A 24,037-nucleotide genomic window follows, 5' to 3' on the forward strand; every position below is an offset into this window, starting at 1 on the left:
ACCGCCGCCGGTTGGCCCGGATCAAGTCCGGACCGACGGATGAGGAGCGGCGGCCGTCCCGTCTTCCTCGCCGATCACAAAGTCGGCCATCCGCGTCCTGAGGTCGTCCGGCACGCGCTTGGCCTTCGGCGGCGGACCCATTTCGGCGAAGATGACGGTGTGGTCGAAGGCGACGCGCACGCGGCCGTCCTCGCCGCTCGCCTCGACCTTGAGCGCGATGGAGCTGCCGCCGAGCTTCACGACGCCCAGGCGCCACAGCACGCTTTCCCCCAGCACGCCGGGGCTCCTGTAGTCGGCCTCCGTCCGGATTGCCGGGATTCCGCAGTTACGCGTCAGGTGAAGCTCCCGGAAATCGCACCCGAGGCCTTCGTCGAACCATATCTCCACCACCTGGTTCAGCATTTCGAACCAGCGCGGGAAAAAGACGATGCCGGCGGGGTCGCAGTGCTGGAACAGCACGGTCAGCCGCGTCTCGAACCAGCCGCTCATGACCCCGCCCGATCCTCCTCCATCTTGCGCAGTTTGAAGCGCTGAACCTTGCCCGTCTCGGTCTTCGGCAGGGCGGTCACGAACTCGATCGCGCGGGGGTATTTGTAGGGGGCGATGGTCTTCTTCACATGATCCTGCAACGTCTTGACCTGGGCGGCGTCGCCGGCCTCGCCCTCCTGCAGGACGACGAAGGCCTTCACGATCACGCCGCGCTCCTCGTCGGGCGCGCCGACGACGGCGCATTCGGCGACGGCTGCGTGGCTCATCAGGGCTTCCTCCACCTCTGGGCCGGAGATGTTGTAGCCGGCCGAGACGATCATGTCGTCGGCCCGCGCTTTGAAGTGGAAGTAGCCGTCCTCATCCCTCATGTAGGCGTCGCCGGTCAGGTTCCAGCCGTCGCGCACATAGTCGCGTTGACGCGGGTCGGCCAAATAACGGCAGCCCGTCGGCCCGCGCACGGCCAAACGGCCGACCTCGCCGGCGGGCAGCTCGGCCATGTCGTCGTCGACGATCTTGGCCTCGTAACCGGGGATCGGCTTGCCGGTGGCGCCGGGCTTGATCTCGTCTTCGGGCGCGGAAATGAAGATGTGCAGCATCTCGGTCGCCCCGATGCCGTCGATGATCTTGATCCCCGTCGCCTCGCGCCAGGCGACGAAGGTGGGTTTCGGCAAGGTTTCCCCGGCCGAAACGCATTTGCGCAAGCTTTTCAGCGAATAGCGCTCGATCACGTTCAGCATCGCGCGATAGGCCGTCGGCGCGGTGACGCAGACGGTGGCCTTGTGCCGGTCGATCGCCTTCGCCAACTCCTCCGGCGGCAGTCGCTCCAGCAGCACGCCGGCGGCGCCGACGCGCATCGGGAAGGTCGCGAGCCCCCCGAGGCCGAAGGTGAAGGCCAGCGGCGGGCTGCCGATGAAGACGTCGTCCGCCGTCGGCTTCAGCACCGATTTCGGGAAGGCGTCGCAGATCGCCATCACGTCGCGGTGGAAATGCATCGTCCCCTTGGGCTTGCCGGTCGTGCCGCTGGTGAAGGCGATCAGCACGACGTCGTCGGCGGCGGTGTCGCAGGCCTCGAAATCGCCCGGCTTGCTCGCCATCCGGTCCTCAAGCTCGCCGCGGGCGCCGGCCTCGCCCGAGCCGTTGTAGGTGCATACGCGCTTTAGGGCGGGGGCGAGTTTCAGCGCCTCGTCCATCTCCTCCTTCAGCCGCTCGTCGCACAGAGCCAGCGCGATCTCGGCCTTCTCGGCGATGACGGCCAGCTCGCGGCCGCGCAGCAGCGGCATTGTCGCGACCACGACTCCGCCGGCTTTTGCGATCCCCAGCCAGCAGGCCATGAAGGACGGATTGTTGGCGCCGCGGATCATCACGCGGTTTCCGGGGACCACGCCCAGATCCTCGGTCAGCACGCGGGCGATCCGGTTGGCGCGGTCCAGCACGTCGGCGTAGGTCCAGCGTTGCGCGTTCGGGCCGATGAAACACGGCCGCTCGCCGTAGCCGGCCGCGACCATCGCGTCCAACAGCTCGACCGCGCAGTTCAGGCGCTCGGGATACTGAAACTCCGGGCGGTCGAGCAGAAAGTCCGGCCATTCTTCGCGCGGCGGCAGGTTGTCGCGCGCGAAGCTGTCCTGGTGAGCGCTTTCGATCATCTCTCAGCCTCCCTCGTCCTCGAAGCCGGCCAGATGCTGGCGGGCGATGACGACCTTCTGCACTTCGCTCGCGCCTTCGTAGATCCTGAGCGCGCGCACGTCGCGATAGAGCCGCTCGACCGGGCTGTTCAGCACCACGCCGTGACCGCCCATGATCTGCACGGCCCGGTCGACGACGCGCTGCGCCGCCTCTGTGGCGTAGAGCTTGGCCATCGCGCTTTCACGCGTGACCCGGGCCTGCCCCTGATCCTTCGCCCAGGCCGCGCGGTAGATCATCAGCGCGGCCGCGTCGACCTCGACGGCGCACTCGGCCAGCATCCCCTGAACCATCTGCAGATCGCCCAGCTTGCCGCCGAACAGTTCGCGCTTCGCGGCCCGCGCGGTCGCCTCGTCCAGCGCACGTCGCGCGAAGCCGAGCGCGGCCGCGCCGACGGTGGTGCGGAAGACGTCCAGCACGGACATCGCCACCTTGAAGCCCGCGCCGCTCTCGCCGACGCGCGCCGAGGCCGGAACCTTCACGCGATCGAAGCGCAGACGGGCCAGCGGATGCGGGGCCGAGGTCTCGATCCGCTCCGACACCTCAAGCCCCGGCGCGTCGCCGGGGACGATGAAACAGCTGAGGCCCTTGGCCCCCGGGGCTTCGCCGGTTCGCGCGAAGACGCAGTAAAGATCGGCGATCCCGCCGTTTGAGATCCAGGTCTTCTCGCCCTCGAGACTGTAGCCGTCGCCTTCCAGGACCGCCCGCGTCTTCAGCGCCGCCACGTCCGACCCCGCCTCGGGCTCGCTCAGCGCGAACGCTGCGATCGCCTCGCCGGCGGCGACTTTCGGCAACCAGTCTTGTTTTTGATCGTTCGTTCCAAAAAGCGAAATCGGACCGGCGCCCAGCCCCTGCATGGCGAAGGAGAAGTCGGCGAGGCCGCCGCGGTAGGCCAGGACCTCGCGCGCCAGGCACAACGTGCGCGCGTCCAGCGTCTCGACCCCGCCGGGTCCGGCGACGCTGTGCTTGGTCCAGCCTGCGCCGCCCAGCCGACGCACCAGCTCGCGGCAGGCGAAGTCGACCGCGTCATGGGCGTGCGCCAGATCGCCGAGATCCTCGGCGAAACGCGCGAGCTCCTGTGCGAACGCGCGGTGGCGGTCTTCGAAGAACGGCCAGGAGAGGAAGCTGCGGTCAGGCATCGCGCGTCCTTCTGAGCGAGCCGATGAAGGTCCCCGCCTTCACGGGGACTCCCCGCATCTCGACATGGCGCCCCCGCGAAGGCGGGGGCCGCGTCGACGATCTCTCCGTCCCCATCCTCAATCTCCCTCGAAAACCGGCTTCTGCTTGGCCGCGAAGGCCTCGAAGGCGCGGGTGAAGTCTTGCGTCTGCATGCAGATCGCCTGGGCCTGGGCCTCGGCCTCGATCGCCGCCTCGAGGCTCATGTCCCATTCGCGGTTCAGCATGGTCTTTGTCATCATGTGCGCGAAGTTGGGTCCCTCGGCGAGGCTTCGCGCCAGCGCGATCGCCTCCTCCGTCAGCCGGTCCTTGTCGACCAGCCGATTGAAAAAGCCCCAGCGCTCGCCCTCGTCCGCGCTCATCGATCGGCCGGAGAACAACAGCTCGCTCGCCCGGCCCTGACCGATCACGCGCGGCAGCATGGCGCAGGCGCCCATGTCGCAGCCGGCAAGCCCGACGCGCGCGAACAGGAAGGCCGTCTTGGCGTCCGGCGCCCCGAGGCGCAGGTCGGAGGCGAGCGCGATCATCGCGCCGGCGCCGGCGCACACGCCCTCGACGGCCGCGATCACCGGTTGGCGGCAATTGCGGATCGCCAGTACAAGATCGCCGGTCATCCGGGTGAACTGCAGCAGGCCCTTCATGTCGCGCTTGGTCAGCGGTTCGATGATCTCGAACACGTCGCCGCCGGAGCAGAAATTGCCCCCGGCTCCGCGCACGACGACGCCCTGCACGTCCTCCGCGTCCCGCAGGGCGCGGAAATAGTCGCGCAGCTCCGCGTAGGACTCGAAGGTGAGCGGGTTCTTCTTCTCGGGCCGGTTCAGCGTGACGACGGCGATCGGCCCGCGCATCTCCAGTTGAAAGTGGGCGGGCTGGTAGGCGGCCATGCCGCCGTCGGGCGCCTGCTGGGTCACTTGTCTTTCTCCTCGGACTCTTGCGCGTGCCGGCGGAGCGAGCCGCGCGCCTTTTCCATCAAGCTCATCAGTTGCGCCGTTTCTTCCGCCGACAGGTCGGCGAACAGCGCGTCGATCCATCCCAGATGCGCGGCGGCCATCTCCACGAACTGAGCCCGGCCCTCGTCGGTCAGCGCGATCAGATGCGTGCGGCGGTCATTGGGCGGGGAGCGGCGCACCACCGCGCCTTCCTTCACCAGGCGATCGACAACGGCGGTCACGTTCCCGTTGGAGACGCGCAGCCGGCGCGAGAGCTGGCCCATCGTCATGCCGCGGTCGCCCGCGCGGTCGAGCGCCGCCATCAGGTCGAAGCGGGGCAGCGTCACGTCGAATTCTTCGCGCAGCCGCCCGCGCAATTCCCGCTGCACCAGATTGGAGGCGTCGAGGATGCGCAGCCACAATCTCAGCTTGGCCACGTCCCGATCCGCCAACGCGGCCGCGGCCGAGCCTGCGTGCGGCGCGTGCTCGCTATCGCTCATCCCATCACCTCCCCGCCGGCGACCGCAATCGCTTGGCCGGTGATCGCGCCCGCGTCCGCGCCCATCAGCCAGCCGACGGCGTCGGCCACTTCACGGGGCTTGATCAGCCGGCGCATCGGGTTGGTGCGGGCCAGCTTCTCGCGCGCCTCGTCGGCGCTCATCCCCTTGGCGCTCAGCGCCTCGATCGCTTGGGCGGCCAGATCGGTTTCGGTGTAGCCGGGGCAGACGGCGTTGACGGTGACGCCGCTCCCGGCGGTCTCAAGCGCCGCCGCGCGAACCAGACCGACGACGCCGTGCTTGGCCGCCACATAGGCGGCGACGCCCGGATAGGCCTTGAGGCCCGCCGTGCTGGCGACCGCGACGACGCGGCCCCAGCCGGCCTTCTGCATGTCCGGCAGCGACTCTTTCAGGCAGGCGAAGACGCCGATCAAGTTGAGTTCGAGACCGCGGCGAAAGCCCTCGACGCTCTCCTGCGCGATTGCGGCCGCGGTCGTCCCGCCGGCGTTGGCGATCAGCACGCCGACCGGACCGAAGGCCTGACGGGCGGCGGCGAAGGCCTGCGCGGTTGCGGCTTCGTCGGTTACGTCGCAGGCGAAGGCCTTGGCGTCAGGCAGCGTCTTCGCGAAGGCGTCGGCGGCGTCCGCGTCGCGCGCCAGGATGCTGACGCGCGCGCCCTGCGCCGCCAGACGCTCCGCGATTGCGGCGCCGATGCCCTTGTAGCCGCCGGTCACGACGGCGTGACGGCCGTCAAGCGGTTGCGGATCGTCCCCCACGGCTCTTACGCTCCCCGCCTCAGACCCGGATCGTCTGATCGCCCTGCTGGGCCTGCTTTTCGGCCAGCCGCTCAAGCTGACTCTTGCCCGTCAGATAGGGCTTGGGCCAGGAGACGTCGCCGTAACCCTGGTGGGCGGCCGCCTTCAGCGTCCAGTACGGATCCCACAGATGCGGGCGGGCCAGGCAGCAAAGGTCAGCGCGGCCCGCCATCAGAATCGAATTCACGTGATCGATCTCGTAGATGTTGCCGACGGCCATGGTCGGGATGCCGACCTCGTTGCGGATGCGGTCCGAGAACGGCGTCTGGAACATCCGCCCGTAGACCGGTTTCGCCTGGGTCGAGGTCTGGCCGGCCGAGACGTCGACGATGTCCACGCCGGCTTCCTTCAGCATGCGGGCGATCTCGACCGAGTCCTCGGGCGTGATCCCCAGATCGCCGACCCAGTCGTTGGAGGAGATGCGCACCGAGATCGGCTTCTCCTGCGGCCAGACCGCGCGCACCGCCTGGAACACCTCCAACGGATAGCGCAGGCGGTTCTCCAGGCTTCCGCCGTACTCGTCGTCGCGCTTGTTCATCAGGGGCGTTATGAAGGCGCTCATCAAATAGCCGTGCGCGTAGTGCAGTTCGATCATGTCGAAGCCGGCGCGCGCAGCACGCTCCGCCGCCTGGACGTAGTCCGCCTTCACGCGATCCATGTCGGCGCGGGTCATCGCACGCGGGATCTGATTGCGCTCGGACCAGGGAACGGGCGAGGGGGCGATGATCTCCCAATTCCCGTCGCCCAGCGGCGCGTCCATCTCCTCCCAGCCCACCTGGGTGGAGCCTTTGGGGCCGGCGTGACCAAGCTGCAGGCAGATCTTGGCCGCGCCCAGACCGTGCACGACGTCGACGACGCGCTTCCACGCCGCCTCGTGATCGTCGCGGTAGATTCCGGCGCAACCGGGGGTGATTCGGCCGTCCTCGGAGACGTCTGTCATCTCGGTGAAGATCAGGCCGGCGCCGCCCTGGGCGCGGGCGCCGTAGTGGACGATGTGGAAGTCGTTGATCAGCCCGTCCTCGGCCGAATACATCGACATCGGCGAGACGCAAACCCGATTGGCCAGTTCCATGTCGCGCAACTTGAAGGGCGCGAACATCGGCGGGATCTGCTCTTGCGTCTCGCGGCCGCGCGCGGCGCCGACGAACCAGCGCTCCGCCCCCTCCAGCCACGCCCGATCGCGCAGGCGCAGGTTCTCGTGGCTCACCCGCTGCGAGCGGGTCAGCAGCGAATAGGCGAACTGGATCGGCTCGTAATGGAAGTAGCGTTCGATATCCTCGAACCACTCGGTGGAATTGCGGGCGGCGGACTGGATCTTCAGCACCTCAAGTCGGCGCGCCTCCTGATAGTCGTGGAGCACGTCGTCCAAGGCGCGACCGCCCTCGATTACGCCGGTCTTCACCATATTCGCCAGATCGATCGCATCCTCCATGGCGAGCTTGGTGCCGGACCCGATCGAGAAGTGCGCCGTGTGCGCGGCGTCGCCCATCAGCACGACGTTGCCGTGGCGCCAGCGCTTGCAGGAGACCCGTTGGAAATTGAGCCAGGCCGAGCCGCGCAGATGCCGCGCGTTGCTCATAAGCCGGCAGCCGTCGAGATACTTGCCGAAAATCTCCTCGCAGATGCGGATCGAGTCGTCCTGGTCCGCCGTGTCGAGGCCCAGCGCCTCCCAGGTCTCCGGCGCACACTCGACGATGAAGGTCGAGGTGTCGCTGTCGAACTTGTAGGCGTGGACCCAGATCCACCCGGCCTCCGTCTTCTCGAAGATGAAGGTGAAGGCGTCGAAGATCTTGTTGACGCCGAGCCAGATGAACTTGTTGCGTCGGACGTCGATATCCGGCTCGAAGACGTCCGCGAACTGATTGCGGATCTTGGAGTTAATACCGTCGCTGGCGATGATCAGATCGGCGTCGGCGTAGGCCTCGACGCCCTCGACCTCGACCTCGAACTCGAGCTTCACGCCCAGCTCCTCCGCGCGGGCCTGGAGGATATTGAGCAGACGCTTGCGCCCGATCCCGGAGAAGCCGTGGCCGCCGGAGGTGACGCACGTTCCTTTGAAATGAACGTCGATATCGTCCCAGTGGGCGAATTCGCCCAAGATCGTCTCGGCGCTGACCGGGTCGCTCTCGCGCAGATTGTCCATAGTCTCGTCGGACAACACCACGCCCCAGCCGAACGTGTCGTAGGGCCGGTTGCGCTCCACCACCGTGATGTCGTGCGCGCCGTCCTGCAGTTTCATTAAAATCGCGAAATAGAGGCCCGCCGGGCCGCCGCCGATGCACACGATTTTCATGGAACGCCTCACCTCGCTTCGCGGTCGCCGATTGTTTCAGGCTTAAATATTTTAAGCTTAAAATATCTTCCGTCAATGGGAGCTTGAAGGGTGCGGGCGACGCAACCCGCCCACGTCCCCGCGACGGCGGGGATCCCGGCCTGAGGCCGATCGTCCCGCGACCGGCGGAGCATCGCCGCCCTGAAAGATCGTTTTCCCGTCAGCCCGGACCTGTTCCGGGCCAACCGGCGCTCGCGCCTCTCTCAGGCTCCGGTTGTCCCCGCTCTTACGGCCGGGACGACGAGAAAAGAGGCGGCCGCCTCGGCTATCCTCATTCCTGCGAAAGCAGGGGATAGGGCGATCGACCGCCGGCGCCCCGACAGCCTGCATTGTCCGACAGGCGGACCCGTGGAATCATCCCGGCCGTCAGAACAAAGGTAAAGCAGCAAGCGGGAGACGCGCCGATGCCCCTCGACCCCTATTTCAGCCCTTCCGCCGACGGCGACACCGCCTTTACGGTGGAGGCGCCCAAGATCAAGTTCGGCGACGGGGCGCTCGGCGAGGTGGGCAAGGACGCCAAGGCGCTGGGCATGACCCGGATCGCGCTGTTTTGCGATCCCAAGATCGCGGAGCTGCCGGCGGCCGAGACGGTGCAGACGGCGCTGAGGGCGGAGGGTCTCGACGCCGTCCTCTACACCGATTTGGAGGTCGAGCCGACCGACGGGTCGTTCAAGGCGGCGGCGGATTTCGCGATCGACGGCCGCTTCGACGGCTACATCTCGCTCGGCGGCGGCTCGACGATGGACACGGCCAAGGCGGCCAATCTTTACGCGACCTATCCGGACGACTTCCTCGCTTACGTCAATGCGCCGATCGGGGCGGCGAAGCCCGTGCCCGGGCCCTTGAAGCCGCATATCGCCTGTCCGACGACTTTCGGCACGGCCTCCGAATGCACCGGAATCGCGATCTTCGACCTGTTGGAGATGGAGGCTAAGACGGGCGTCGCGAGCCCGCGGCTGCGCCCGGCGCTGGGCGTGCTCGACCCCGGCGTGCTGCGGACCCTGCCGGCGCCGGTGATTGCGGCGAACGGCTTCGACGTCTTCAGCCACGCCTTCGAAAGCCTGACCGCGCGCCCTTATTCACACCGCCCCAAAGCCGACGATCCGATGAAGCGGCCTTTGAGCCAGGGAGCCAACCCCTATTCCGACATCGCCTGCCAGGAGGCGATCCGGCTTGTCGGCGCGCATCTTGTCCGCGCCGTCAACGATCCGCAGGACGAGGATTACGAGGCGCTGATGTTCGCCGGCATGCTGGCGGGGATCGGCTTCGGCAACGCCGGTTGTCACGTGCCGCACGCGATGAGCTACGCCGTAGCCGGGCTGGTCGAAGACTATGTGCCGGAGGGGTGGTCGACCAACGAGCCGATGGTTCCGCACGGAATTTCCGTTATCGTCAACGCGCCCGCGGTCTTCCGCATGATGGGACCCGCCTGTCCGGAGCGTCATCTGATGGGCGCGAAGGCGATGGGGGCCGACGTCAGCGAGGTAGCGCCGGCGGACGCCGGCGCGGCGCTCGCCGATCGGATCATCGAGATGATGCGCGCGACCGGCATGCCGAACGGGCTCTCCGGCGTCGGCTACGCCGAGGCGGATGTGGCGAATCTCGTCGCCAAATCCGCGCCGCAGCGCCGGCTCCTGGACAATGCGCCGAAAGCCGTGCGCGAACCGGAGCTTGAGACGCTGTTCCGGGACGCGCTGCGGTACTGGTAGGCGGACCGCGCGCCCTCGCGCGGATTTGAGACGATTGGGAAAAACAGCCCGGACGGGCTGCGACCCGTTGCCCCTAGCATTCATTTCGGCTTCCGCCTATATTGGGGGCAATCCGAGAGGCGTGGGTCCGCGCAGAGATCACTCTGCGGCAGGGCCATTTTTTCGCGCGCTCGGGTAATCAGGTATGCACGGATTGCGTAACAGAGCCGGCTGCCATGCGTTTTCGGCAAGTTCGATTTGCGGAAAGCGAATTGGTGTGACCAACAGGTTTGGGTTATGTGTCCGTTTGATTTCAGTCCGGGGTCCGGCGTCGCGGGGGGCCCTTATGGTCAAGAACGAGATGGAGCGGATTCGAGAGATGAGCGATTCAAGCAAGAACAAGAAGCCGGAGTCGGATCGTCAGTACGAGGCGAAGCCCCGTAAGTGCCTGATGTGTCGGAACGAGTTCAAGAGCTCCTGGCCGGGCGAGCGCGTTTGCTCCAACTGCAAGCAGACCAGCGCCTGGAACGATTCCTCGCTGGCCGCGTAACGCGCCGGCGACCGGCTTCACGCGCCCCAGCGGCGCAGCCGATACGCGCCCCAGCGGCGCAGCCGATACGCGCCACAGCGGCGCATTCAAACCGACCAAAAAACCCGGGTTCGACGCGGCAAGCGTTTGACCCGGGTTTTTTGTGCGCCATATCCGCCCCCGTTCCACGCGGCGACGAGAAGAGGCGAGACGCGATGTTGAGCGATCAGGCGGTGGAAACGCTCTTCGAGCGGTTCGAGGCGCGATTCCCGGACGTGAACCGCATCCCCGACAAGGTCGAGAAGGACCCTTTTCGCAGCCTCGTCTCGGTCATGCTCTCCGCGCAATCGCGTGACGAGATGACCGCCAAGGCCCGCGATCAGCTGTTCGCCGAGGCCGGTACGCCGCAGGCGATCCTGGGCCTGCCGGAGGACCGCTTGGCCCAACTGATCAAGCCCTGCGGCCTTTACAACATGAAGGCGAAGAGCCTGCACAAGATGTGCCGCGCGCTGCTGGAGGAGCATGGCGGCCGCGTCCCGGCCGATCGCAAGACGCTGACCAGTCTGCCGGGCGTGGGGCGCAAGTCGGCGGACATCCTGCTGCGCTTCACCTTCGGGAAGCCGGTGGTGGCCGTCGACACCCACGTCCACCGTGTGTGCAACCGCCTCGGACTCGCGCATGGCAAGACGGAGGCGCAGACGGCCGCCCAGCTCGAGCCGCGGGTCCCGAAGCGCTTCGGCTTCGGCGCCCACATCTGGCTTCTCGAGCACGGCAAGCGCCTGTGCAAATCCCGCACGCCCCAGTGCGCGGCCTGCTTCCTGGAAGACGTCTGCGAAAAGAACCCGGCTCCGCCGAAGGGAAAGAAGAGCCGATAGACGGCCGGAAGGGCCTTACTCCGCCGCCTCCGCCTTGGTTTTGGGCGTCGCGCCGCCGATGACGTAAGCGAGCGCCTGGACGACCTGCTCCGGCTCGCGCGCGACGGCGTTGGCGGCCGCGTCGACCTCCTTCAGCGCGTGATCGTGTTCGGGCGGATGGAGGGTGATGATCGGCTTGCCGAGCGCCGCGGCGTAGCCCGCGTCGAAGGCGGCGTTCCACTGCTTGTACTTCTCGCCGAAGCGCACGACGACGACGTCTGCGTCCCGGATCAGGGTCTGCGTGCGGATCGCGTTCAGCTGCGCGCCCTTGCGGTCGTGCCAGAATTTGCTGTCCTCGGCCCCGAAGATGGCGACGCCGCAATCGTCGCTGTCCTCATGCACGGTGACGGGGGTGGTCAGGTCGACGGCCAAGCCGGCCTGCGCGACGCCGGTCTCGATCCGCTCGCGCCAGTCGCTGTGGATCTCGCCCGACAGATAGACTGTCCAACGGCGGTGCGTGCTCATGGTCTCTCTCCCTCCGATCGATAACCCTTTGGGCGTATAGGGCGATCAGGCCCGCCGGCGACGCCGGCGGCGGCCGCCGTCGTCCCCGTCGCCGCTCTCGCCCGCGCCGCCGGCGTGGACGTGGGCCGGCCGGTCGGTGACGCCGGCGAGCGGGCCCAGCTTTTCGACGATCGCCTCCAGCGTCGGGACTTGGCCCGGCTCGTGGCTGTCGAGCGCCTGGCGGATCGCCTTCAGCACCGTCCCGTCGGTGCCGCAGCAGCCGCCGACGATGCGCGCGCCCGCGTCGCGCGCGAGCCGCGCGTAGTCCGCCATCAGCTCCGGCGTGCCGGTGTAGCGGAACTGGCCGTCCTTGAACTCCGGCACGCCGCAATTGGCCTTGGCGACGATCACCGCGTCCGGATCGACGACGCCGTGCATCTGGACGATCGACAGCACGTTCTCGGTCGCGCCCAGGCCGCAATTGGCGCCGATCGCGGCCGGTCGGACGGGCAGGGCGCGCAAGCTCGTGTAGGCGTCTTCCGGCGACAGACCCATCATGGTCTTGCCGGCGGTGTCGAAGGTCATGGTGCTGACCACGGGCCGGCCGGCGCGCGCGGCGCCTTCGACCGCGGCGGCGGCCTCCTCGCGGCTCGACATGGTCTCGACCCAAAGGATGTCGGCGCCGCCGTCGACCAGGCCCTGGGCCTGCTCGGCGAAGGCCTCGACGCCCTCCTCATGGGTGACCGGGCCGACGGGGACGAACAATTCGCCCGACGGGCCGATGGAGCCGGCGACGACCACCGGCCGGCCGGCCTTGTCGGCTACGGCGCGCGCGCGCTCGGCTGCGGCCTTTGAGAGCTCGTAGGCCCGATCCTGCGCCTGATGCAGCTTCAGGCGGAAGCTGTTGCCGCCGAAACTGTTGGTCAGGATGATGTCGGCCCCCGCGTCGACGAATTCCTGATGCACGCTCTCCACCCGGTCGGGATGGTCGAGGTTCCAGAGTTCCGGCGCGTCGCCCGACTGCAGACCGCGGGCGAACAGGTTGGTGCCCATCGCGCCGTCGGCCATAAGATAGGGTTTTTCGGCCAGCAGCTTCAGGAACAGATTATCGGACGCGTCGCTCATCGGGGGCCTGTCTCTCTCACTAGGGGTCAAAGCTTGGCGGCCTTGGCGAGGCCGCGGTCCAGATCCTCGATCAGATCGGCCGCCGTCTCCAGCCCGACCGAAAGCCGCACCAGCTCCGGCCCGGCGCCGGCGGCGGTCTGCTGCTCGGGGCTCAATTGATTATGGGTGGTCGACGCGGGATGCAGCACCAGGCTCTTCGCGTCGCCGATATTGGCGAGATGGCTGAAGAGCTCCAGGCTCTCGGTCAGCTTCTTCGCCGCCTCGAAGCCGCCCTTCAGCTCGACCGTGAAGACCGAGCCCGCGCCCTTCGGAAGGTATTTCCGCGCAAGATCGTGGTAGGGCGAGCTCTTCAGGCCGGCGTAATTCACCCGCGCGACCTGGTCGTGCCCCTCCAGGAACTCGGCGACGGCGAGCGCGTTGGCGCAGTGCCGCTCCATGCGCAGCGGCAGCGTCTCTATGCCGAGCAGCGTCAGGAACGCGTTCATCGGCTGCTGGCTCGGCCCCAGATCGCGCAGGCCCACCGCCTGGCCGTAGATCGTATAGGCCAGGTCGCCGAAGGTCTCGCAGAAGATCAGGTCGTGATATTCCGGCGCGGGCTTCGCGAGCGAGGGGAACTTGTCCGGCTGGTTGAAGTTGAAGCGTCCGCTGTCGACCACCGCGCCGCCCAACGCCACGCCCTGGCCCTGCAGGAACTTGGTGGTGGAGTAGGTCGCGAGGCTCGCCCCCCACTCGAACGGTCGGCACAAATAGGGCGTCGCCATCGTGTTGTCGACGATCAGCGGGATCTCGGCCTCGGCGGCGATCTTGGCGATCGCCTCCAGATCGACGACCACGCCGCCCGGATTGGCGAGACACTCGACGAACAGCGCCTTGGTCTCGGGTCGGATCGCGCGGGCGAAGGCGTCCGGCTCCGTCGCCTCGACGAAGTCGACGCTCCAATCCCATTTCTTGAAGGTGTGGCCCATCTGATTGATGGAGCCGCCATAAAGCTTGTTCGCCGCGACGATATGATCGCCGGGGCCCATGAGGGGCAGCAGCGCCAGGATCTGCGCCGAATGGCCGCTCGCCGTCACGGTCGCGCCCACGCCGTCGTCCAGCGCGGCCAGCCGCTCCGCCAGCACCGCGACGGTCGGATTGGTCAGGCGCGAATAGATGAAGCCCGGCTCCTGCAGATTGAACAGCGAGGCCGCATGCTCCGACGAGTCGAAGACGTAGGAGGTGTTCTGGTAGATCGGCGTCGCCCGCGCGCCGGTCTCCGCGTCGGGCGTCGCGCCGGCGTGCAGCGCCCGCGTCTCGAATCCGTAGCTCTTCCGCGCCATAGCGCCGTTCCTCCTCGATGCGTCCCCGATCTTTATCGGAGCGGGGCCGTGCGGTCGAGAGGGGCTGTTCGGCGCTCAGCCTATTGGCGCCCCCGCGAAAGCGGGGAGCTTTCGGCGGCGCGCTCGCCCGCCGGAGCCGGCCGCCTGAGGCCCCCGCTTTCGCGAGAGCGCGCGGAAACGGCATCCTGAGGAGGGCGCTGAGGGGCGCGACCGGCGGTGACGGATCTTTCGACCGGCGAGCCCGACGGCCTCAGTCTCGGATCATCGCCAGAAATTCGCGCCGCGTCTCCGGATCCTTGCGGAAGGCGCCCAGCATGTGGCTGGTCAGCGTCGTGACGCCCTGCTTGCGGATGCCGCGGGTCGTCATGCACTGATGTTCCGCGTCGATCACGACGGCGACGCCGCGCGGCTTGAGGACGCGTTCGATCGTCTCAGCGATCTGGACCGTCATAGTCTCCTGCGTCTGCAGGCGCTTGGCGTAGATCTCCAGGACGCGCGCCAGCTTGGAGATGCCGACGACGCGGCGGTCCGGCAGATAGGCGATGTTGGCGACGCCGATGATCGGGGCCATGTGATGCTCGCAATGGCTCTCGAAGGTGATGTTGCGCAGCATCACCATCTCGTCGTAGCCCTCGGTCTCCTCGAAGGTGCGACGCAGTTCCTCGTCGGGGTCGCTGGCGTAGCCGGCGTAGAATTCCTCATAGGATTTCACCACCCGCTTGGGCGTATCCAGCAGCCCCTCGCGCTCGACATCCTCGCCGATGAAGGAAAGCAGCGTGCGCACGGCGTCTTCGGCCTCTTCGCGGCTCGGGCGGTCGGCGACGAACGCGGGCTTGGCGGCGGTCTCTGGCATCGAACGGTTTCCTGTCGGCGGTGTCGCGACTATGCGGCTGTTCTATTGCGTCCATATAGAATGGTCGGGCGTCCGGACGACCGGGGCCGGTCTGTCGGCGACGCCTCGCCGCGGCGAATGAGGCGGGTATATTGTTGTAAGAGCCGGACGAGTCAACAATATCACCCCGCAGGTAACGGCCATTTGACAAGCGCGCTACGGGTCGGAGGCGAGAGAGGCGGCATGAGCGAGCAGCTCTACAACGATCGGATCCTGGAGGCCGCCAAGGCGCTCGTCCCCGACGACCGGCTGGCGAACCCGCAGGCCAGCGTCCAGGTGACGAGCCCGCTCTGCGGCAGCCGCATCCGCGTCGACTTGACGCTGGACGAGGTCGGCCGCGTCAAGGCCTACGGCCAGGAGGTGCGCGCCTGCGCGCTGGGGCAAAGCGCGGCCGCCATCTTCAAGCGCCACGCCGTCGGCCGCACGCGCGACGAGCTGGTTCAGGTCCGCGACGCGATGGAGGCGATGCTGAAGCAGGGCGCGCCCCCGCCTGAGGGCGAGTGGGCGGAGCTTGAGCTGCTGACGCCCGCGCGCGCGCACAAGTCCCGCCACGCCTCGATCCTGCTGCCCTTCAAGGCGACGGTGAAGGCCTATGACGAAGCCGCCGCCAAGACCGGCGGCGGGTGAGCGGCGCCGATGGCCGCCCCGGACGCAACGCGCCTGAATTGGGCCCAGCGCCTGGCCCTCGGCCTGATCTTCCTCTATCGCGTGACGTTGTCGGCGGTGATGGGCCGGCAGTGCCGGTTCCTACCGACCTGCTCGGAATATGCGGCCGACGCGATCCGCAGCCACGGCGCCGCCAAGGGCGCCGGCCTTGCGCTGCGCCGCATCGCCCGCTGCCACCCCTGGGGCGGCTCCGGCTACGATCCCGTTCCGCCGCGCGAGAGGTAAGGCGGGTGTGCGATTGACGGCGCGTGCGGCGCGCGCAATCATAGATTGCATGACGAGGAAACGCCTATCGGCCGTATTGGCGGCGGCGTTCGGCCTGTCGACGCTTGCCTTGTCCGCCTGCGCGCCGGACGGCCCTGTCAGCGGGCTCCGTGAGGCTGCGCCCGACGCGCGGTTCGAAGGGCCGATCGATCCGCCGCCGTCTTTTCCGTCCCACGCCTATTGGGACGTCTACGATCTTGCGCGCGCCGGCGATTGCGCCGCCTTTGACGCGCGATTGCCCGCAGTCGACGCGGCGGCGCCCGACTTTCAGCGTCCGTTTCGGCGGGGTCTGATCGCGCTGCTGTACGATACGGGGCTGTGCCGGCCGTTCGATCCGCACCGCGCCTATGAGGAATTCGCCGCGGCGCGCGACGAGGACGGCCGCATAGTCTTCCTGACGGTCGCGTGGAAGGAGTGGTTCGGGCACGGCGTAGCGCGCGATCGAGAGCGATCCTATGAGCGGACGCGGGACTGGCTGGTCTACGCCCTGAGGTTTTTCTCGCTGCCGACCCCGGCGTGGGCCGAAGAAGTCGTTCTCTTCAGGCCCGCCCACCCCCCGCTGGCGGAGGGCGTCCGGTGGGCGGAGCGGTTGCGCACTGGGCCGCCGGGTCGGCTGAGCGCCTTCGCCATCGCCTTGATGGAAGGAAGCGCTGTGGATTGGAGCGATAAGCCGATACCGCGCGCCGAGACCTTGGGCCGCGAAATGCTGACGGCGTTGGCGCTGGAATATCCGAGAGCGAGGTTAGACTTCGCGAAAGCGGTGCTGGACGGCCGCCTCGCCCATATGTCCTCGATCTCAAAGCTGGATGTTCTTCTCGCCCTTAGAATCGCTGCAAGTGCCTGCGTGGGTGAAGCCTTTACGACACTCGTCGCGTTTCACCAGCAGGAAGATAAGTGGTGGTCCTCACATGACGTCTATCGCTGGGCGCTGCGGGCCGAGAGGGCGGGCTTTATGGAGCCGCAGCAGCGACAGGCGCTCGGCGAGGGTCTCACGGCCTCAATGATCGCGGCGTCTAGCTGGTCTTTTTTGTCATCGCGCTTATCTTCCAATTCGGAAATCTGAGGAACGATTTCGCGGATACGCTCCAGGATTTTTGAGATGCGTTTTATCTTTGCAGAGATACTCAAAATGTCGGCCATGGACCTCAGCTTCTTCGACAGCACACGCTTTGCCGCCGCAGCGTCGCCGCTCCGCACCAACGCCAGGATCGAGGCGAGCGCCGCGTTGCCGACCAGCAGCATCAGGCTTTCTCGGATCTCCGTTTCCAGCCTGTCCCTTTCTTCGGTCAAGCGGTCCTTCTCGTCCTTCAATTCGTGCAGATTTTTTTTCGATTTCATCCGGTTCTCGTCTGTAGCGCTCTATTCTCTCTAACAGAATCCGACACCGCTCGCCGTCATGGGGCAGATCCTTCGTGTCTAGAGCGAGGGCGGCGTCTTTCTCGTCATCCTGCGGCGCGCGTCTCTCAAATGCGGCGGTTCTCTCCGCCGGCGCGGCGTTTTGAGCCGCCCCCATCATGGTTTCGACAAGTCCGGACAACGCGCGCTCCGTCTCCCCGCCCGGGCGCATCCAGCCGTCGACTTTCAGGCCCTGCGCGCGCTGGAAGGCGGCGAGGGCGCCGGTGAGGAGCCGGTCTGCGCCCGGGTCCGGGCGCTGGGCGCGCTCGCGCGGGTAATGGCCCGTCCAGGCCAGCGCGCTTTTCGCTTTGACCACGTCCTGCGCGTCGTTCTCCCGCGCGGCGCCGACGGGTCGGGACAGCTTGAACGCAGGGCGCGCGTCGCGCGCGGCGGCGTTGGCCCCCGCGCGGGCGTCGGCGCGCCGGGGTTCGGCGGGCTTCATGGTCTTGGCGATCGCATCGGCGGCGGTCGCGCGCGGGGCGCGCTGTCCGGCCAAGGCGCGATCGAGCGCGCGGGCGGTTTCGCCCTTGGGCGTCACCACGCCGTCGACCTTCAGCCCGCGGTCGCGCTGAAAGCCCTTCACGCCTTCGAACAAACCGCGATCGGGGATCTCGTCGATCTCGCCGAAGGGCGGTCGATAGCGCCCAAGGCGGTTGAGCGCGCGCTTGGCGCCGCGCACGTCCTCGGGCGCGCTGTTGTAGTCGGGGCCGATCGGGCCGGTCCGTAAGGCGTCTGTGCAATTAAAACCGAGTCTTCCGCCGCACGCGCCGTCCCGCCGCTGGACGCCCCGCTCCGCTTGCGGCATGAAGGGCGGATGACGGGGGCTCGCGGTCCGCTATCCGACAATGTGAAGGGCGCGCTGTTGATGATCGGCTCGATGGCCGGTTTCGCGGCGAACGACGCGTTGATCAAGCTCGCCTCCGCGGAGATGGGGCTTTTTCAGGCGATCCTGCTGCGCGGGGTCGCGGCCAGCCTGCTGATCGCGGGGCTGGCCGCCGCGCTGGGCGCCTTCCGCCGCGCGCCGCCGCGGCGTGATTGGAAGATCCTGGCGCTGCGCTCGGCCGGGGAGGTGGGGGCGACGCTCTGCTTCCTGACGGCGCTCTTCAACATGCCGATCGCGAACGCCACCGCCATCCTGCAGGCGCTGCCGCTGGCGGTCACGCTGGCCGGCGCGCTGTTCTTGGGCGAGGCGGTCGGCTGGCGGCGCTATCTCGCGATCGCGGTCGGCTTCGCGGGCGTGCTGATCATCGTCCGGCCGGGGGCGGAGGGGTTCAACAGCTACGCGCTGTTCGCTGTCGCCGCCGTCGGCTTCGTCGTCTTGCGCGACCTGACGACCCGGCGGCTTTCGCCCGAGACGCCCTCGCTGCTGGCGGCTAGCCTGACGGCGGTCGTTATCACGATCGTGGGCGGGCTGGGGGTGGCGCTTACGGGCGAGTGGGCCGCGCTGGACGCGGGCCGGGTCGACGCGCTGGCCGCGCTCGCCGGCGCGGCGGTCTTCATTTTCTTCGGCTATCTGTTCTCGATCATGACCATGCGCCAGGGGGAGGTCGCCTTCGTCGCGCCCTTCCGCTACACCAATCTGATCTGGGCGATCCTGCTCGGCCTCTTCGTCTTCGGGGAGGTTCCGGACGTCTACATGATGACGGGCGCTGCGATCGTGGTGGGGACCGGCCTCTACACCTTCTATCGCGAGCGCCGGCTTCAGCGATCCCTCGCTCTCGCCACGGCCCGGCGAGGCGGATAAACTGTCGACCATGCCGAGCGACGCCCGCGCCCCGAAACTGGATTCGATCGATCTGAAGATCCTGGCCGCGCTGCAGCGCGACGGCCGGATGACCAAGCTCGCCCTTGCCGACGCGGTGGGATTGAGCCCGAGTCCCGCGCACGAGCGGGTGAAGCGCCTGGAATCCGCCGGCTACATCAAGGGCTACCGCGCGCTGATCGACGTCGACCGGCTGGTCGCCACCTCGCTGGTCTTCACGGAGGTGACGCTGGGCCGCCACGCCGCGGTCGATTTCGACCGGTTCGAGGGCGCGATGCTGGCCCGCCCCCAGATCCTCAGCTGCTACGCCATCGGCGGGGGGGTCGACTACATCCTGATGATCGCCGTCCCCTCGATCGCCGGCTATCAGGCGCTGGTGGACGAGCTGCTGGGCGCCGATCTGGGGATCGAGAAGTATTTCACCTACATCGTCACCAAGCCGGTCAAGGTGCAGGACGGCTGGCCGCTGGCCGCGCTGATGAACGGCGGCGATCCGACGCGTTGACGCCGGCGCCCGGCCCGACCCTTGCATGACCCGTCCCATGACGCCGAACCCGACGCCGAGCGGAGGCGAGCCGCTCTCGCTCTCTGTCGTGATCCCCACGCTGAACGCCGCCGGAACGCTGCCGGCGACGCTGGCCGCGCTGGCGACTTCGACGCCGGGGATCGAGCTGGACGTGGTCGTCGTCGACGGCGGATCGACGGATGAGACGCTCGACGTCGCCCAACGCTGCGGCGTGCGGATCGCCCACGCCGACGGGGGACGCGGCCCGCAATTGGCTGAAGGCGCGCGCGTCGCGTTGGGGGCGTGGTTTTTGTTCCTGCATGCGGATACGCGCCCGCCCGAGGGGTGGCCGGCGGTGGTTCGGGCCTTCGCCGCCGCGCCGGCGAACGCCATGCGCGCGGGCTACTTCCGCCTCGCCCTCGACGTTCCGACGACCGACCCTGCGCGCCCGGCCGCCCGGCGGATCGAGCGATTGACCGCCTGGCGGTGCCGACGGATGGGTCTGCCCTACGGCGATCAGGGGCTCTTGCTGTCGCGCGCGCTTTACGAGGCGGTCGGCGGCTTTGAGTCGGTTCCGCTGATGGAGGACGTGCGCCTCGTTCGGCGCATCGGGAAGGCGCGTCTGTCGGAGATGCCGGCCGTCGCCGTGACCGGCGCGGCGCGCTATCGCCGTGACGGATTCTGGCGCCGGCCGCTCAAGAATCTCAGCCTGCTCGGCCTGCATTCGCTCGGCGTCTCGCCCCATCTTCTGGCGAAGCTTTACGGGTGAGCCGGCGACGGGGCACAGTCGGGGCATGCCGACGCCCGCCCGCCATCTCGTCCTCTTCGCCCGTGAACCGCGTCTCGGCGCGGTAAAGCGGCGGTTGGCCCGTGACGTCGGCCGACAGCGGGCGCTCGCCTTCTATCGCCAAACGCTTTTCACGGTGATGCGACGCACGCTCGGAGATCCGCGCTGGACGCCCTGGCTCGCGGTGACGCCCGACCGGGCGGCCTGCGCGCCCGCCCTGCGGCGCCCGGGTTCTCGGCTGATCGGCCAAGGGCGCGGCGACCTGGGCGCTCGGATGGCGCGGGTCTTCCGCACCCTGCCGCCGGGGCCGGTGGTCATCGTGGGCAGCGACATACCCGCCCTCGACTCGGAGCACATCGCATCGGCCTTCGCCGCCTTGGGCCGGGCGGACGCGGTCTTGGGGCCGTCCGGCGACGGGGGATATTGGCTGATCGGATTGCGCCGCCGCGCGCCGCCGCCGCCCACCCTTTTCCGAGGCGTGCGCTGGTCCAGTCCGTACGCGTACGCCGACACGGGGGCGACCTTTCCACGCGCGTACAAAGTTGCGACGCTGGTAACGCTTGAAGACGTCGACGATGGAGGCGACTATGAGCGCCTATTTCGTTCACCGACAGATAAGGAGCCCGCGCCGTGACGATCCAGAACGCCCTGCCGGCGCTGGCCGGCGCGCTGGGCGTGGTGCCCAGCTTCGCCGGGATCACGGCGGCCGACTTGGAGCCCTTGCCGACGACGGGGCTGGCGCACGACCATGTGCGCATCCGCGGCGCGGGCCGGCTGCTGCGCGTGCCTAAGCAAAGCCAGATGCGGCTCGACGCGCGCAGCAACTTGGACTACCAGGCCGCCTGTTTCACCCGCGCCGGGGACAGCGGGGCGGCGCCGCGCTACTTCGGGCAATTGCGCCCTGGCGAGACGCTGCCGATGGGCGCGTTGATCGTGGAAGAGATCGTCGGACCCCTCGCCGTCTTTCCTGACGATATGGGGCGGGTCGCCCAGGCGCTGGCCGCGATCCACGCGCTGCCCGTGCCGGGCGAAGAGGCGCGCCCGCCGCTCGCCGATCACGCGGACCCGTACGCCGCGACGTTGGAGGAGGTGCGAGAGCAGGCCCGCGCCTTCGATGCGGCCGCGCTGGACCCGGCCGCCCGCAAGGCGATCGAAGCGGAGATCGCCGCCGCCGAGGCGCACGCCGAGGCGCTGGCCGCGCCCGCGCCGCTGACGCTGATTTCATTCGACGCGCATCCCGGCAACTTCCTGATCCGCGAGGATACGGGCCGCGCCGTGCTGGTGGATCTGGAGAAGGCGCGCTACGGCGCGGCCGGCTTCGACCTCGCGCATGCGACGCTCTACACCTCCACCACTTGGGACGTCGGGACCTATTCGGAGCCCAGTCACGACGAGATCGCCGGCTTCTACCAAGCCTGGCTGGACGCCCTGCCGTCCGGCCTGGCCGAGGCGCAGGCGGACCATCTGATGGCGCTGCGCCGGCTGATGTGGCTGTGGTCGGTCAGCTGGTGCGCGAAATGGCGGGTGGAGAGCCTGCGCCCGGCGAAGGCGGACAAGCGCGCCGCGGAAAGCGCGGAGGATTGGTCGGCCGAAAATTCAGAGGCGGCCCTGGTCGACCACGTGCGCGACCGCACCGCGCATTATCTGGCGCCCGAGACGGTCGAGCGCGTGCGCGCCGATTGGCGCGAGCGCAACGCCCTGAGCGATCTGCTGGGACGCTTGGCCGGCTAGGCCGCGCCCGCGGCGATGCGCGGCCGGCCGTAGGCGACGGCCGAAATTACGCTTTCGACGAAGATTTCGTAGCCGCCGGCGACCGTGGCGGTCTTGTCCTCGCGCGTGAGTTCTACGCGTATCTCGCCGGCCCCGGCCTCGCGCGCCTTGCGTTCGGCGCCCTCGCGCGCCAGACGTTCGGCCCGGTCGGCGGCGTCCTCCAGGGAGCGAAAATCCTCCGCGCCGTGCGCGGTGTGCAGGCGGAAGCGGCCTTCCTCAGGTTGGGTGACGAGCAGGCTTTCCCGCTGACTGACGCCGCCGGCGACCGCGCCGACGGCGTTGCACACGTCCGCGTTCGGCGGCGCGACGGCGCGGGTGCGCAGACGCTGGGCGATCTCTGGATAATAGGTCGCCGCCGGGGCGCCGATGCCGATCAGCGGCCGCCCGAGCGTCGCCGCGAAGGACACGAGGCGGTCCGCGTCGTCGCCCGCGGACGCGCTCAGCGCCACGTCGAGGAATCGCCGGACGGCGGCCGAGGGGCCGAGGCCGGACGCCCGCACCCCGGCCGTCCGATCCTCTTCCGCCAAGGCGGCCTCGAGGATCGCCTCGGCCGACTGGCGCACCACCAGATCGTAGACCGTGCGGGCGAAGGCCGCGCCGTCGTCGGCGACGGGCAGACCGGGCCGCCGTTCGCTGCGCGCCCACAAAGCGGCGCCCAACGCCGCCGCCTCGCCCGCCCAATCGGCCTGCAAGCCTAGAACGTGGGCCGCGTCCGACGGCGTGAAGGCGCTCAGAATCACCAATCCGCGATCGACCAGGCGCTGCAGAGGCTGTTCCGACGGCCGACCGGCGAACAGCGCTTCCAGCGCAACCGGGCCCGCTTCCAGCCGCTCCCACAGCAACGCCTCGTTGCGTGACAGGGCGCCGCCGACGAGCGGTCGCAGGCGCACCGCGAAACGCCCGTCGTGGCTTTTGTTCCAAGGGCGCGCCGCCTGTCCGCGCAGGATCGTCAGCGCCTCCGGCCAATCGCGCGCCAGCAGGCTGAGCGGCAGCACCCGACGGGGTCCGGCGACCAGGCGCTTCTCCTCGTCCAGGCGGATCTCGCTGTCGCCGCCAAGACCGACGGTGCGGACCGCCACAGCCTCCACCATCGTGCGGTAGCCGCCGACCGCCGCGCCGTCCGGATCCATCACCGGGCGGCCGCCCTTCAAGACCGCGATGTCGGTCGTCGTGCCCCCGATGTCGGAGACGACGCAGTCCGCTTCGCCCGCCAGGAATTGCGCGCCGACGACGCTCGCCGCCGGGCCGGAGAGAATGGTTTCCACCGGGCGCGTCAACGCGGTCTCGGCCGCGATCAACGAGCCGTCGCCCTTCACCACCATCAGCGGCGCGGCGACGCTCAGCGCCTCCAGTCTGCCGCGCACCGCTAGGATAAGCTGGTGCAGCAGGGGAATGAGCCGCGCATTCAAAAGGGCCGTCAGCGCCCGGCGCGGCGCGTCCAGCGCGTTGGCGAGTTCGTGCCCGCAACTGACGGGCATGCCGGTCTCCTGACGGATCAGGTCGCGGACGCGCTGTTCGTGCGTCGGATTGCGTACGGCGAAATAGCCGCTGACCGCGACGGCGGCGGCCTTCTTGCGCAACTCGGGCAGGGCTGCTCGCAGCGCCGCCTCGTCCAGCGGCGTGCGCTCGCTTCCGTCCGGGTTGTGGCCGCCGTCGACGAACAGCGCCGGATCGCCGCCCAGCGCCTGGGCCAGGCCGGCGCGCTCCAGCGCTTCGCGGTTCTGCCCCACCAAGACCAGCGCCACGGGAAAGCCGTGCCGCTCCACGATCGCGTTGGTGGCGAGCGTGGTGGACAGCGAGACCAAGCCGATCCGTCCGGCCGCATCTTGTGGACCCTCGGCCAACGCCCGGTCGATCGCCGCGCCGACGCCCAGCGCCAGATCGTGCTTGGTGGTGAGCGCTTTAGCGGCGGCGACGACCCGACGTTCAGCCTCGTCGAAGAGGACCGCATCGGTATAGGTGCCGCCGGTGTCGATGCCGAGAAGAAGGGTCATGGATAGGGCGCCGGCCTTGGAGGGAACGCTCCGCCGCGTTTAGACCAAGCCGGGGGTCGGCGTCA

Annotated in this window: 24 protein-coding genes; 11 read left to right on the plus strand and 13 right to left on the minus strand. The window is 68.5% G+C overall.

Features of this window, described 5'->3' with window-relative positions; genetic code table 11:
- Positions 1 to 21: 21 nt before the first annotated feature.
- The 7 genes from RIB45_RS08550 to RIB45_RS08580 all read right to left on the minus strand — a co-directional run bounded on the left by RIB45_RS08550 (position 22) and on the right by RIB45_RS08580 (position 7,879).
- Positions 22 to 489 (minus strand): acyl-CoA thioesterase, encoded by a 468-nt coding sequence (locus tag RIB45_RS08550; protein ID WP_350049826.1) that lies wholly within the window; start codon positions 487 to 489, stop codon positions 22 to 24.
- Entirely contained in the window at positions 486 to 2,132 is a 1,647-nt protein-coding gene (locus RIB45_RS08555; protein ID WP_350049827.1) for a benzoate-CoA ligase family protein, read from the minus strand. The genes RIB45_RS08550 and RIB45_RS08555 overlap by 4 nt, the downstream gene beginning before the upstream one ends.
- A 3-nt stretch (positions 2,133 to 2,135) precedes the next feature.
- Entirely contained in the window at positions 2,136 to 3,308 is a 1,173-nt protein-coding gene (locus RIB45_RS08560; RefSeq protein WP_350049828.1) for an acyl-CoA dehydrogenase family protein, read from the minus strand.
- Between the two features lie 117 nt (positions 3,309 to 3,425).
- On the minus strand, positions 3,426 to 4,256 hold the full coding sequence (locus RIB45_RS08565; RefSeq protein ID WP_350049829.1) for an enoyl-CoA hydratase family protein: 831 nt from the start codon (positions 4,254 to 4,256) through the stop codon (positions 3,426 to 3,428).
- Entirely contained in the window at positions 4,253 to 4,774 is a 522-nt protein-coding gene (locus RIB45_RS08570) for a MarR family winged helix-turn-helix transcriptional regulator (protein ID WP_350049830.1), read from the minus strand. The genes RIB45_RS08565 and RIB45_RS08570 overlap by 4 nt, the downstream gene beginning before the upstream one ends.
- Positions 4,771 to 5,547, minus strand: a complete 777-nt coding sequence (locus RIB45_RS08575; RefSeq protein WP_350049831.1) for an SDR family NAD(P)-dependent oxidoreductase — start codon at positions 5,545 to 5,547, stop codon at positions 4,771 to 4,773. Before RIB45_RS08575 ends, RIB45_RS08570 begins: the two co-directional genes overlap by 4 nt.
- Before the next feature lie 19 nt (positions 5,548 to 5,566).
- The gene (locus tag RIB45_RS08580; RefSeq protein ID WP_350049832.1) at positions 5,567 to 7,879 is read right to left on the minus strand and encodes a bifunctional salicylyl-CoA 5-hydroxylase/oxidoreductase; all 2,313 of its coding nucleotides are present in this window, start codon (positions 7,877 to 7,879) and stop codon (positions 5,567 to 5,569) included.
- 443 nt (positions 7,880 to 8,322) lie between these two features.
- On the opposite strand from RIB45_RS08580, the gene RIB45_RS08585 reads away from it, so the two are divergent.
- From RIB45_RS08585 to RIB45_RS08595, 3 genes are all read left to right on the plus strand, one after another.
- Positions 8,323 to 9,627: a hydroxyacid-oxoacid transhydrogenase gene (locus RIB45_RS08585; protein WP_350049833.1), complete on the plus strand. Its 1,305-nt coding sequence runs from the start codon at positions 8,323 to 8,325 to the stop codon at positions 9,625 to 9,627.
- A gap of 358 nt (positions 9,628 to 9,985) precedes the next feature.
- A complete protein-coding gene (locus RIB45_RS08590) occupies positions 9,986 to 10,156 on the plus strand; it encodes a hypothetical protein (protein WP_350049834.1) in 171 nt (56 codons plus the stop codon).
- 194 nt (positions 10,157 to 10,350) lie between these two features.
- Positions 10,351 to 11,010: an endonuclease III domain-containing protein gene (locus tag RIB45_RS08595; protein WP_350049835.1), complete on the plus strand. Its 660-nt coding sequence runs from the start codon at positions 10,351 to 10,353 to the stop codon at positions 11,008 to 11,010.
- 15 nt (positions 11,011 to 11,025) lie between these two features.
- Here RIB45_RS08595 and RIB45_RS08600 read toward each other — a convergent pair whose 3' ends face one another.
- The 4 genes from RIB45_RS08600 to folE all read right to left on the minus strand — a co-directional run bounded on the left by RIB45_RS08600 (position 11,026) and on the right by folE (position 14,790).
- Positions 11,026 to 11,514 (minus strand): YtoQ family protein, encoded by a 489-nt coding sequence (locus RIB45_RS08600; RefSeq protein ID WP_350049836.1) that lies wholly within the window; start codon positions 11,512 to 11,514, stop codon positions 11,026 to 11,028.
- Between the two features lie 45 nt (positions 11,515 to 11,559).
- Positions 11,560 to 12,618 carry a betaine--homocysteine S-methyltransferase gene (gene bmt, locus RIB45_RS08605; RefSeq protein ID WP_350049837.1) on the minus strand — a complete coding sequence of 353 codons (1,059 nt, stop codon included), beginning with the start codon at positions 12,616 to 12,618 and terminating at the stop codon, positions 11,560 to 11,562.
- Positions 12,619 to 12,644: 26 nt separating this feature from the next.
- Positions 12,645 to 13,937: an O-acetylhomoserine aminocarboxypropyltransferase/cysteine synthase family protein gene (locus RIB45_RS08610; protein WP_350049838.1), complete on the minus strand. Its 1,293-nt coding sequence runs from the start codon at positions 13,935 to 13,937 to the stop codon at positions 12,645 to 12,647.
- A 250-nt stretch (positions 13,938 to 14,187) separates the two neighbouring features.
- A complete protein-coding gene (gene folE / locus RIB45_RS08615) occupies positions 14,188 to 14,790 on the minus strand; it encodes a GTP cyclohydrolase I FolE (protein ID WP_350049839.1) in 603 nt (200 codons plus the stop codon).
- Positions 14,791 to 15,012: 222 nt separating this feature from the next.
- On the opposite strand from folE, the gene RIB45_RS08620 reads away from it, so the two are divergent.
- The 3 genes from RIB45_RS08620 (at position 15,013) to RIB45_RS08630 (ending at position 16,822) form a co-directional block, all read left to right on the plus strand.
- Complete coding sequence (locus RIB45_RS08620; protein ID WP_350049840.1) at positions 15,013 to 15,456, plus strand: iron-sulfur cluster assembly scaffold protein; 444 nt, start codon at positions 15,013 to 15,015, stop codon at positions 15,454 to 15,456.
- Between the two features lie 9 nt (positions 15,457 to 15,465).
- A complete protein-coding gene (gene yidD / locus RIB45_RS08625) occupies positions 15,466 to 15,720 on the plus strand; it encodes a membrane protein insertion efficiency factor YidD (protein WP_502882563.1) in 255 nt (84 codons plus the stop codon).
- Positions 15,721 to 15,994: 274 nt separating this feature from the next.
- Positions 15,995 to 16,822, plus strand: a complete 828-nt coding sequence (locus RIB45_RS08630; protein ID WP_350049841.1) for a hypothetical protein — start codon at positions 15,995 to 15,997, stop codon at positions 16,820 to 16,822.
- Here the strand turns inward: RIB45_RS08630 and RIB45_RS08635 are convergent.
- On the minus strand, positions 16,799 to 17,833 hold the full coding sequence (locus RIB45_RS08635) for a peptidoglycan-binding domain-containing protein (RefSeq protein WP_350049842.1): 1,035 nt from the start codon (positions 17,831 to 17,833) through the stop codon (positions 16,799 to 16,801). The two genes, RIB45_RS08630 and RIB45_RS08635, sit on opposite strands and share 24 nt — an antisense overlap.
- 135 nt (positions 17,834 to 17,968) lie before the next feature.
- On the opposite strand from RIB45_RS08635, the gene RIB45_RS08640 reads away from it, so the two are divergent.
- The 5 genes from RIB45_RS08640 to RIB45_RS08660 are packed head-to-tail and all read left to right on the plus strand — an operon-like array spanning position 17,969 to position 21,939.
- On the plus strand, positions 17,969 to 18,898 hold the full coding sequence (locus RIB45_RS08640) for a DMT family transporter (protein WP_350049843.1): 930 nt from the start codon (positions 17,969 to 17,971) through the stop codon (positions 18,896 to 18,898).
- 10 nt (positions 18,899 to 18,908) lie between these two features.
- Positions 18,909 to 19,421, plus strand: coding sequence for an Lrp/AsnC family transcriptional regulator (locus RIB45_RS08645; RefSeq protein WP_350049844.1), 513 nt, complete (start codon positions 18,909 to 18,911; stop codon positions 19,419 to 19,421).
- A 25-nt stretch (positions 19,422 to 19,446) separates the two neighbouring features.
- A complete protein-coding gene (locus tag RIB45_RS08650) occupies positions 19,447 to 20,190 on the plus strand; it encodes a TIGR04283 family arsenosugar biosynthesis glycosyltransferase (RefSeq protein ID WP_350049845.1) in 744 nt (247 codons plus the stop codon).
- Between the two features lie 25 nt (positions 20,191 to 20,215).
- On the plus strand, positions 20,216 to 20,842 hold the full coding sequence (locus tag RIB45_RS08655) for a TIGR04282 family arsenosugar biosynthesis glycosyltransferase (RefSeq protein WP_350049846.1): 627 nt from the start codon (positions 20,216 to 20,218) through the stop codon (positions 20,840 to 20,842).
- Positions 20,839 to 21,939, plus strand: a complete 1,101-nt coding sequence (locus tag RIB45_RS08660) for a phosphotransferase (RefSeq protein WP_350049847.1) — start codon at positions 20,839 to 20,841, stop codon at positions 21,937 to 21,939. The genes RIB45_RS08655 and RIB45_RS08660 overlap by 4 nt, the downstream gene beginning before the upstream one ends.
- Here RIB45_RS08660 and RIB45_RS08665 read toward each other — a convergent pair.
- On the minus strand, positions 21,936 to 23,972 hold the full coding sequence (locus RIB45_RS08665; protein WP_350049848.1) for a hydantoinase/oxoprolinase N-terminal domain-containing protein: 2,037 nt from the start codon (positions 23,970 to 23,972) through the stop codon (positions 21,936 to 21,938). The two genes, RIB45_RS08660 and RIB45_RS08665, sit on opposite strands and share 4 nt — an antisense overlap.
- Positions 23,973 to 24,037: the final 65 nt, after the last annotated feature.

Source organism: Marivibrio sp., from assembly GCF_040218065.1.
Taxonomy (GTDB): domain Bacteria; phylum Pseudomonadota; class Alphaproteobacteria; order UBA8366; family Aestuariispiraceae; genus Marivibrio.